This is a genomic window from Streptomyces sp. NPDC056169, assembly GCF_042268445.1.
In the GTDB taxonomy this organism is placed as follows: domain Bacteria; phylum Actinomycetota; class Actinomycetes; order Streptomycetales; family Streptomycetaceae; genus Streptomyces.
This window is the reverse complement of record NZ_JBHJUO010000033.1, coordinates 40,182-50,662: the sequence shown is the minus strand read 5'-3', so window position 1 is coordinate 50,662 and position 10,481 is coordinate 40,182. Positions and strand designations below refer to the sequence as shown.

The 10,481-nt window shown below is 71.4% G+C and carries 7 protein-coding genes; 5 read left to right on the top strand and 2 right to left on the bottom strand.

All coding sequences use genetic code 11. The features are described from left to right. Positions 1 to 114: 114 nt before the first annotated feature. From ACFC0G_RS37460 to pulA, 3 genes are all read left to right on the top strand, one after another. Positions 115 to 1,131: a LacI family DNA-binding transcriptional regulator gene (locus ACFC0G_RS37460; RefSeq protein ID WP_376412933.1), complete on the top strand. Its 1,017-nt coding sequence runs from the start codon at positions 115 to 117 to the stop codon at positions 1,129 to 1,131. A gap of 134 nt (positions 1,132 to 1,265) precedes the next feature. After that, positions 1,266 to 2,981, top strand: a complete 1,716-nt coding sequence (locus ACFC0G_RS37455; RefSeq protein WP_376412921.1) for a carbohydrate-binding module family 20 domain-containing protein — start codon at positions 1,266 to 1,268, stop codon at positions 2,979 to 2,981. A gap of 82 nt (positions 2,982 to 3,063) precedes the next feature. Further along, on the top strand, positions 3,064 to 8,355 hold the full coding sequence (gene pulA, locus ACFC0G_RS37450; protein ID WP_376412918.1) for a pullulanase-type alpha-1,6-glucosidase: 5,292 nt from the start codon (positions 3,064 to 3,066) through the stop codon (positions 8,353 to 8,355). Here the strand turns inward: pulA and ACFC0G_RS37445 are convergent. After that, positions 8,342 to 8,860: a GNAT family N-acetyltransferase gene (locus tag ACFC0G_RS37445; protein ID WP_376412915.1), complete on the bottom strand. Its 519-nt coding sequence runs from the start codon at positions 8,858 to 8,860 to the stop codon at positions 8,342 to 8,344. The genes pulA and ACFC0G_RS37445 overlap by 14 nt on opposite strands. A gap of 66 nt (positions 8,861 to 8,926) precedes the next feature. Here ACFC0G_RS37445 and ACFC0G_RS37440 point away from each other — a divergent pair, with 66 nt between their 5' ends. After that, positions 8,927 to 9,259 (top strand): 5-carboxymethyl-2-hydroxymuconate Delta-isomerase, encoded by a 333-nt coding sequence (locus tag ACFC0G_RS37440; RefSeq protein ID WP_376412912.1) that lies wholly within the window; start codon positions 8,927 to 8,929, stop codon positions 9,257 to 9,259. Here the strand turns inward: ACFC0G_RS37440 and ACFC0G_RS37435 are convergent. Next, positions 9,244 to 9,984 carry a TetR/AcrR family transcriptional regulator gene (locus ACFC0G_RS37435; protein WP_376412909.1) on the bottom strand — a complete coding sequence of 247 codons (741 nt, stop codon included), beginning with the start codon at positions 9,982 to 9,984 and terminating at the stop codon, positions 9,244 to 9,246. The two genes, ACFC0G_RS37440 and ACFC0G_RS37435, sit on opposite strands and share 16 nt — an antisense overlap. Before the next feature lie 37 nt (positions 9,985 to 10,021). Between ACFC0G_RS37435 and ACFC0G_RS37430 the strand changes: the two genes are divergently transcribed. Next, on the top strand, positions 10,022 to 10,468 hold the full coding sequence (locus ACFC0G_RS37430; RefSeq protein WP_376412906.1) for a hypothetical protein: 447 nt from the start codon (positions 10,022 to 10,024) through the stop codon (positions 10,466 to 10,468). Positions 10,469 to 10,481 lie beyond the last annotated feature (13 nt).

The window sequence follows — 10,481 nt, the reverse complement described above, 5'->3', positions numbered from 1 at the left end:
TAACCCCCCGCCCCACCCCTTCATCCACCCCCCCGCCCCCACCGGGGTGGGGGGGGGTTTGGCCCCCCCCCCCGGCGGGGGGGCGCGGGCCCCGCCCCCCCGCGGCTCGCGGACATCGCGGCCCAGTCCGGCGTCAGCGAGGCCACCGTCAGCCGGGTCCTCAACGGCAAGGCGGGGGTGGCCGGAGCGACCCGGCACAAGGTGCTCGCCGCGCTCGACGTGCTCGGCTACGAGCGTCCCGTACGGCTCAAACGCCGCAGCGCGGGCCTCGTCGGGCTCGTCGTGCCCGAGCTGACCAACCCGATCTTCCCGGCGTTCGCGCAGGTCGTCGAGCAGGTCCTCGCCGGCCACGGCTACACGCCGGTGCTCTGCACGCAGATGCCCGGCGGCGCCACCGAGGACGAGCTCGTCGAACAGCTCGTGGAGCGCGGGGTGTCCGGCATCGTCTTCCTCTCCGGGCTGCACGCGGACGCCACCGCCGACCCCGCCCGCTACGCGCGCCTCGCGGCCCGGGGCGTGCCGTTCGTCCTCATCAACGGCTACAACGAGCACATCGACGCCAACTTCGTCTCCCCGGACGACCGGGCCGCGGCCCGCATGGCCGTGCGGCACCTCGTCGAGCTGGGCCACGAGCGGATCGGGCTCGCCATCGGCCCCACCCGGTACGTGCCGTCGCGCCGCAAGGCCGAGGGCTTCGCCGCCGAGCTGTACGAGCTCCTCGGCATCGAACGGGCCGAGGCCGAACGGTTCATCAGGCCCACGCTGTTCGGCGTCGAGGGCGGGCACGCGGCGGCCGACATCCTGCTCCGCGAGGGGTGCACGGGCATCGTCTGCGCCTCCGACCTGATGGCGCTCGGCGTGATCCGCGCGGTCCGCGCCCGGGGCCTCGACGTGCCCGGGGACGTCTCCGTCGTCGGCTTCGACGACTCGCCGCTCATCGCCTTCACGAGCCCGCCGCTCTCCACCGTGCGCCAGCCGGTGCAGGCGATGGCGACGGCGGCGGTCGGCGCGCTCCTGGAGGAGATCGAGGGAAACCCCGTGCAGCGCACGGAGTTCGTCTTCCAGCCGGAGCTGGTGGTCCGCGGCTCCACGGCGCAGCCGCCCGGCAGGGTCCCGCAAGTCCTTTCGTAACAACTTGCGTTGAGGTGTCCGGAGCGGCGTCCGGAGGGTTGACCGGGCGTCGGGGCACTCGTACGGTCACGGCTGAAAACAGTTGCTGATACTTTCGGCAACTTCTTGCGACAGTGAAGTCAGCAGGAGGAAACATGGCCAGAAAGACCGTGGCAGCTGCACTCGCCCTCGTGGCGGGAGCCGCTGTGGCCGTCACGGGCAACGCCCCCGCGCAGGCCACCCCGCCCGGCGAGAAGGACGTCACCGCGGTGATGTTCGAGTGGAAGTTCGCCTCGGTGGCCCGGGAGTGCACCGACCGCCTCGGCCCCGCCGGATACGGATACGTCCAGGTCTCCCCGCCCCAGGAACACCTCCAGGGCGGCCAGTGGTGGACCTCGTACCAGCCGGTCAGCTACAAGATCGCCGGACGCCTCGGCGACCGCACCGCCTTCAAGAACATGATCGACACCTGCCACGCGGCCGGCGTCAAGGTCGTGGCCGACTCCGTCGTCAACCACATGGCGAACGGCTCCGGCACGGGAACGGGCGGGACCCCGTTCTCCAAGTACGACTACCCGGGCCTCTACTCCGGCTCCGACATGGACGACTGCCGCTCCTCGATCAGCAACTACCAGGACCGCGGCAACGTCCAGAACTGCGAACTGGTCCAGCTCCCCGACCTCGACACCGGCGAGGAGTACGTCCGCGGGAAGATAGCGGGCTACCTGAACGACCTGCTCTCCCTCGGCGTCGACGGCCTCCGCATCGACGCCGCCAAGCACATGCCGGCCGCCGACCTCGCGAACATCAAGTCCCGGCTGAGCAACCCGAACGCCTACTGGAAGCAGGAGGCCATCCACGGCGCCGGCGAGGCCGTCTCCCCGAGCGAGTACCTCGGCACCGGAGACGTCCAGGAGTTCCGCTACGCCCGCGACCTCAAGCGCGTCGTCCAGGGCGAGAAACTCGCCCACCTGAAGAACTTCGGCGAGGCCTGGGGCTACATGCCCTCCGGCCAGTCCGGCGTCTTCGTCGACAACCACGACACCGAGCGCGGCGGCGACACCCTCAGCTACAAGGACGGCGCGAACTACACCCTCGCCTCCGTCTTCATGCTCGCCTGGCCCTACGGCTCCCCGGACGTCCACTCCGGCTACGAGTGGACCGACAAGGACGCCGGACCGCCCAACGGCGGCCAGGTGAACGCCTGCTACACCGACGGCTGGAAGTGCCAGCACGCCTGGCGCGAGATCTCCTCCATGGTCGGCTTCCGCAACGCGGCACGCGGCCAGTCCGTCACCGACTGGTGGGACAACGGCAACAACGCGATCGCGTTCGGCCGCGGCTCCAAGGCGTACGTGGCGATCAACCACGAGTCCTCGGCGCTCACCCGCACCTTCCAGACGCAGCTCGCCCCCGGCGCCTACTGCGACGTCCAGTCGAACACGCCCGTGACGGTGAACTCGTCCGGCCAGTTCACGGCCACCCTCGCCGCCAACACGGCCCTGGCCCTGCACGTGAACGCCACCGGCTGCGGAGGGGGCACCACCCCCACCACGCCGCCGACGACGCCCCCGGCCACCGCCGGCGCGTCCTTCAACGCCACCGCCACCACGGTGACCGGCCAGAACATCTACGTCACCGGCAACCGCGCCGAGCTCGGCAACTGGGCCCCGGCCTCCGCCCTGAAGCTCGACCCTGCCGCGTACCCCGTCTGGAAGCTCACCGTCGGCCTGCCCGCCGGAACGACCTTCGAGTACAAGTACGTCCGCAAGGACGCCGCCGGAAACGTCACCTGGGAGTCCGGCGCCAACCGCACCGCGACCGTCCCGGCCTCCGGCCAGATCGTCCTGAACGACACCTTCCGCAGCTGACTCTCCCCTCCTCGCAGGGTCGCCCCTCCAACGGGGCGGCCCTCCCACCCGTACCCCCGTCCCTCCTCCAGGGAGCACCCCCGTGACACCCAAGAGAACGGCGGTCGCGCTGGCCGCCGCCCTGTGCGCGGCCCTCGTGCCCGCCGTCCCCGCGGCCGCCGCGCCCCGGCCCCCCGCCCCGCCCTCCGACCGCGCGCTCGCGGCCGAGCCCGCCCGCCAGGACCTCACGCGCGAGCAGTTCTACTTCGTCCTGCCGGACCGGTTCGCCAACGGCGACACGTCCAACGACCGCGGCGGCCTCACCGGCAGCCGCACCCAGACCGGCTTCGACCCCACCGACAAGGGCTTCTACCAGGGCGGCGACCTCAAGGGCCTCACCCAGCGGCTCGACTACATCAAGGGCCTCGGGACCACCGCCATCTGGATGGCCCCGATCTTCAAGAACCGGCCCGTACAGGGCGAGGGCAAGGACGCCTCCGCCGGCTACCACGGCTACTGGATCACCGACTTCACCCAGGTCGACCCGCACTTCGGGACCAACGAGGACCTGGAGAAGCTGATCGCCGCCGCCCACGCCAAGGGCATGAAGGTCTTCTTCGACGTCATCACCAACCACACCGCCGACACCGTCGACTACGCCGAGAAGAAGTACGGCTACCGCCCCAAGGGCGCCTACCCGTACCTCGACAAGGACGGCCGCCCCTTCGACGACCGGACCGCGATCGGGAAGACCGACGCCGACTCCTTCCCGTACACGCCCGTCGAGAAGGCGAACACCAAGGTCCCCGCCTGGCTCAACGACCCCACGATGTACCACAACCGGGGCGACTCCACCTGGGCCGGCGAGTCCGCCGAGTACGGCGACTTCGTCGGCCTCGACGACCTGTGGACCGAGCGCCCCGAGGTCGTCGAGGGCATGGAGCGGATCTACGAGAAGTGGGTCCGCGACTTCAAGATCGACGGCTTCCGCATCGACACCGTCAAACACGTCGACCTGGACTTCTGGACCCAGTGGGCCACCGCCCTCGACACGTACGCCAAGAAGCGCGGCCGCGAGGACTTCTTCATGTTCGGCGAGGTCTACTCCGCCGACACCACCGTCACCGCCCCGTACGTCACCCGGGGCCGCCTCGACGCCACCCTCGACTTCCCCTTCCAGGACGCGGCCCGCGCCTTCGCCTCCCAGGGTGCCGGCGCCGACCGCCTCGCGAAGGTCTTCGCCGAGGACTACCGGTACACCACCGACAAGGCCAACGCCTACGAGCAGGTGACCTTCCTCGGCAACCACGACATGGGCCGCATCGGCACCTTCCTCAAGCAGGACAACCCGAACGCCTCCGACGCCGAACTCCTCCGCCGGGCCGAGCTCGCCAACGAGCTGATGTTCCTGTCGCGCGGCAACCCGGTGATCTACTCCGGCGACGAGCAGGGCTTCACCGGCGCCGGCGGCGACAAGGACGCCCGCCAGCCCCTCTTCGCCTCCCGGGCCGCCGACTACCTCGACGACGACCAGCTCGGCACCGACCGCACCCACGCCACCGACGCGTACGACACGAAGCACCCCGTCTACGCCTCCGTCGCCGAACTGTCGCGCCTCACGAAGACGCACCCGGCCCTCCGGGACGGCGTCCAGCAGGAGCGGCTCGCCGAAGGCTCCGTCTACGCCTTCTCCCGTACGGACACGAAGACGCGGACCGAGTACCTCGTCGCCACCAACAGCGCCACCACCGAGAAGACCGTCACCGTCCCCGTCGACTCCGCGGCCTTCCACGCCCTGTACGGGGGTCAGGGCGCCGTCGCCGCGAAGGACGGCAAGGTCACCGTCACCGTCCCGGGGCTCTCCTCCCTGGTCCTCAAGGCCGACCGCGCCCTCCCGGCCCCGGCCACCGGGCCCAGCCTGACGCTGGACGCCCCGGCCGCCGGAGCCACCGGCACCGTCGAGCTCACCGCCGACGTCACCGGCGGCGGCCTCAACCGCGTCGTCTTCGCCGCCCAGGTCGGCAACGGCCGCTGGCAGACCCTCGGCACCGCCGACCACGCCCCCTACAAGGTCACCCAGCACGTGACCGCCGCCGCCGGCACGGCCCTGCGGTACAAGGCCGTCGTCGTCGACAGCGCGGGCCGCACCGCGAGCGCCGCCGCCGCCACCACCGCCGGACAGGTCCCCGCACCCGAGAAGCCCGTCGCCGTCGAGCGCACGTACGCCGTCGTCCACTACCAGCGGCCCGACGGGAACTACGACGGCTGGACCCTCAAGGCCGCAGGCCAGGAGAGCGCGTTCACCGGCCGCGACGCCCACGGCGCCTTCGCCTGGGTCAAGGTCCCCGACGGCGCGTCCACCGTCTCCTACACCGTCGAGAAGGACGGCGCCGCCGACGGCCCCCAGCGGAGCATCACCCTCGGCCGCACCGGCGAGGTCTGGATCACGCAGGGCCAGGACGGCCAGTCCGACACCGCCCCCGCCCCCGCCCCGCAGGACAAGACCAAGGCCGTCGTCCACTACCAGCGGCCCGACGGGAACTACGACGGCTGGGGCCTCCACACCTGGACCGGCGCCGCCCAGCCCACCGACTGGTCCAAGCCCCTCCTGCCGGTCCGCTTCGACGCGTACGGCGCCGTCTACGAGGTGCCGCTCACCGAGGGCGCGACCTCCCTCTCGTACATCCTCCACAAGGGCGACGAGAAGGACCTGCCCACCGACCAGTCCCTCGACCTCGCCACCTACGGCCACGAGATCTGGGCGCTCTCCGGCCAGCAGAAGTACCTGCTCCCGACTGTCGGCGGCGCCCCGAACCTCGACCTCACCAAGGCCGAGGCCCAGTGGATCGACCGGAACACCGTCGTCTGGAAGGTGAAGACCACCGACGCCACCAGCCAGCAGCTGGTGTACGCGAAGGACGGCGGGATCACCGTCACCGACGGGGCCCTGAACACCGAGGGCCAGTGGCTCCGGCTCACCCCCTCCTCCCTGAGCGACGCCCAGAAGGCGAAGTACCCGCACCTCAAGGAGTACCCGGCCTTCACCCTCGACCCGCGCGACGCCGACCGCGTCCGCGCCTCCCTCCGCGGCCAGCTCGTCGCCACCCAGCGCGCGGCCAACGGCGCCCTGCTCGCCGCCACCGGCGTCCAGACCGCCGGCGTCCTCGACGACCTGTACGCGACGAAGGCCACCGGCGCGAACCTGGGGCCGACGTTCCGCGACGGCCGCACCACCCTCTCCCTCTGGGCCCCCACCGCCCGGTCCGTCAGCCTCGAACTCGACGGCCGGACCGTGCCCATGCGCCGCGACGACAGCTCCGGCGTCTGGTCGGTCACCGGCCCGAAGTCCTGGACCGGCAAGCCGTACCGGTATGAGGTCAAGGTCTGGGCCCCCAGCGTCCAGAAGGTCGTGGTCAACAAGGTCACCGACCCCTACTCCACCGCCCTCACCACCGACTCCGCCCGCAGCCTCGCCGTCGACCTCACCGACACCCGGCTCGCACCCCAGGGCTGGAAGAACCTGCGGAAGCCCGCCGCCGTACCGCTGCGGGACGCCCAGATCCAGGAACTCCACATCCGCGACTTCTCGATCGCGGACCCGACGGCGAAGGCCGACCACCGCGGCACCTACCTCGCCTTCACCGACAAGGGAAGCAAGGGCTCGCAGCACCTCCGCGACCTCGCCGCCACCGGCACCTCCTACGTCCACCTCCTCCCGGCCTTCGACATCGGCACCATCCCCGAGAAGAAGTCGGACCAGACCACCCCCGCCTGCGACCTGAAGGTCTACGCCCCCGACTCCGAGGAGCAGCAGGCCTGCGTCGCCGCCGCCGCGGCCAAGGACGCCTACAACTGGGGCTACGACCCCCTGCACTACACCGTCCCCGAGGGCTCCTACGCCACCGACCCCGAAGGCACCCGCCGCACGGTCGAGTTCCGGCAGATGGTCCAGGCCCTCAACGGCAACGGCCTGCGCACCGTCATGGACGTCGTCTACAACCACACCGTCGCCGCCGGACAGTCCGACAAGTCCGTCCTCGACAAGATCGTCCCCGGCTACTACCAGCGCCTCCAGGCCGACGGCACCGTCGCCACCTCCACCTGCTGCGCCAACACCGCGCCCGAGAACGCCATGATGGGCAAGCTCGTCGTCGACTCGGTCGTCACCTGGGCCCGCGACTACAAGGTGGACGGCTTCCGCTTCGACCTCATGGGCCACCACCCGAAGGCCAACATCCTGGCCGTACGGAAGGCCCTCGACGCCCTGACCGTCGCCAAGGACGGCGTCGACGGCAAGGCGATCGTCCTCTACGGCGAGGGCTGGAACTTCGGCGAGATCGCCGACGACTCCCGCTTCGTCCAGGCCACCCAGAAGAACATGGCCGGAACCGGCGTCGCGACCTTCTCCGACCGCGCCCGCGACGCCGTGCGCGGCGGCGGCCCCTTCGACGAGGACCCGGGCGTCCAGGGCTTCGCCTCCGGACTCTTCACCGACCCCAACTCCTCGACGGCCAACGGCACCCCGGCCGAACAGAAGGCCCGCCTCCTGCACTACCAGGACCTGATCAAGGTCGGCCTGACCGGCAACCTCGCCGCGTACACCTTCACCGACACCTCCGGGCGTACGGTCAAGGGCTCCGACGTCGACTACAACGGAGCCCCGGCCGGCTACGCCGCGGCCCCCGGCGACGCCCTCGCCTACGTCGACGCCCACGACAACGAGGCCCTGTACGACGCGCTCGCGTTCAAGCTCCCGGCCGGCACGCCGGCCACGGACCGGGCCCGCATGCAGGTCCTCGCCATGGCGACGGCCACCCTCTCCCAGGGCCCGGCGCTCTCCCAGGCCGGCTCGGACCTGCTGCGCTCCAAGTCCCTCGACCGCAACTCGTACGACAGCGGCGACTGGTTCAACGCGATCCACTGGGACTGCCGCGACGGCAACGGCTTCGGCCGCGGCCTGCCCCCGGCCCCCGACAACAAGGCCAAGTGGTCCTACGGGAAGCCGCTCCTCGTGAACCCGGCCCTGACGGCCGGCTGCGAGCAGATCGACGGCGCCTCCGCCGCCTACCGCGACCTCCAGAAGATCCGCACCACCGAGCCGGTGTTCTCCCTGGCCACGGCCGGTCAGGTCCAGTCCGCCCTGTCCTTCCCGCTCTCGGGCAGCGAGGAGACCCCCGGCGTCATCACCATGCGCCTCGGCGACCTGGTCGTCGTCCTCAACGCGACCCCGGGGCAGCGGACGCAGAAGGTCGCGGACCTGGCGGGCAAGGGCTACCGCCTCCACCCGGTCCAGGCGAACGGCTCGGACCCCGTGGTGAAGTCCGCGTCCTACGAGGCCGGTTCGGGCACCTTCACGGTCCCGGCCCGGACGGTGGCGGTCTTCACGGCCGGGTGAGCGCCTTCTCCCACAGGATGACCCCGTAGCGCGTGCCGTCGGCGGCGAGCTTTCCCGGCTCCTCGCCGACGGCCCGATAGCCCGCGGCTTCGTAGTAGGTACGGAGCCGCGGGTTGCTCGTCATGGAGTCGAGACGCGCGACCTCCCGCCCGCGGGCCGCGATCCGCTCCTCCGCGTGGGCGAGCAGCACCCGCCCGGCCCCGGCGGGCGCCGCCTCCCGGTCGGTCATCAGCCGGTGCACGTACCCGGCGACCGGCGGCTGCGGGCCCCAGGCCTGCTCGTCCTCCCACCACAGCTCGTACGCGCCGACCGCCCGGCCCCCGTCGAGGGCCAGCCACACCTCACCGTCGGCGATGCGCCCCCGGAAGTGCTCCGCACCCTTCGCGCCCGGTTTCCACTGGTCGATCCCGTTCCGCACCATCCAGTGGGCCAGCCCGTCGAACAGCCCCACCAGAAGGTCCAGATCACCGGCGTCCGCCTGCCGGAAGGTCACTTGTGTCGTCATGCCGATCACCGTAAAGGTGTGGCCAGACATTCGACATCCGCACCCCTACCGTCCGGGAGTGACCCCATGCCGCAGATCACCGTGGACTACTCCGCGCCCCTCGACCGGCGCGGCTTCGCGCTCGCCCTGCACCCGCTCGTCGTCGAGACCGTGAACGCCACGCTCGACGCCTGCAAGACCCGCTTCCGCGAGGTCGAGGAGACGGTCGTCGGCGACGGATCGACCGAGGACGTCATCGTCCACGTCGAGATCGCCCTGCTGCACGGCCGCACCGACGACGCCAAGATCCGGCTGTCGAAGGCCGTCCTCGCCCTCCTGCCGCAGTACGTCAAGGCGACCGAGAACGTCCGGCTCTCCGTCGAGATCCGCGACCTCGAAGTGTCCTACCGCAAGCGCTGATCGGGCACGGCGGACACGGCGGGCGCCGCCCCGGCCGCCGGCACGAGCGAGGCGAGCCGGGCCACCAGGTCCCCGAAGGGGCCGTCGGCCGGCTCGTCGGCGAGGATGCCGACCAGGATCTCCGCCATCTCCGGGTCGTACGCGGCGCTCACCGCGGCCAGCGCCGCGAAGTCGTGCACGAGCTGCAACTCCAGCTCCGCGCGCGGGATCCGGCGGCCGTCCAGCCAGAGCAGGGCCGTCGACTCGGCGAGCGACACCCAGGAGCGGACGACCAGTTCGAGCCGGGCCGAGGGCCGGTCGACCTTCAGATGGGCCAGGATCTGCTCGTACGCGGCCTGCCGCACCTCGTCGATCATCGCGTTCGTCGTGGAGGAGCCCACCGCGGGACCGCCGCGCATCAGCGCCGCGAAGCCCGGCCCGTGCTCGTCCACGAAGTCGAAGAACCGGCCCATCACCCGTAGCAGCCGCGCCCCCAGCGGGCCCTGCGGCGGCTCCACGAACCGGGCCGCCAGCTCGTCGGCCGCCCGCCGCAGCGCCGCCTCGTAGAGGCTCTGCTTCCCGGGGAAGTAGTGGTAGACCAGCGGTCGCGAGATCCCCGCGGCCGCGGCGATCTCGTCGATGGACACCTCGTCGGGAGAGCGGTGGCTGAAGAGTTCGAGAGCCACCCCGATCAGCTGCTGCTTGCGCTCCTCGACGCCCATCCTGCGGCGTACCCCGGTCGTCATACGAACAGCCTAACGGGGTCCGTTACGCTCCTGCTCCATGACCGCTTCCGACCAGGACACCCCGGCCGCCGAGGCCCCCGAGGCACCTGAGGCCCCCGAGACCGACGAGACCTCCGAAGAGGCCATCGAGGAGACCGACGAGGAGACCGACGAGATCCTCGAAGAGGACGCCGAAGAGGACGCCGACGAGATCCTCGACGAGGACGCCGACGAGGCGCCCTTGACGGGCGGCCTCACGCCCAAGCAGGCGCGACGGCTCCGCGTGGCCGCCGCGTCCGTCCTGCTCGTCGCCCTCGCCGTGGTCCTGGTGATCCGCCTCGCGAGCCGTACGTCCGTCCTGGTCGTCGGCGTGTACGGCCTCGCGATGATCCTCTGCGGCGTCGTGATCGAGCTCTCCCGCAACGGCCGTACGCGACTGGCCACCTGGCTCCTGGTGAGCGGCCTGCTCGCCGCCCTCGCCTTCGACTGGCTGATCCTGCCGTAAGCCCTGAGAGGGC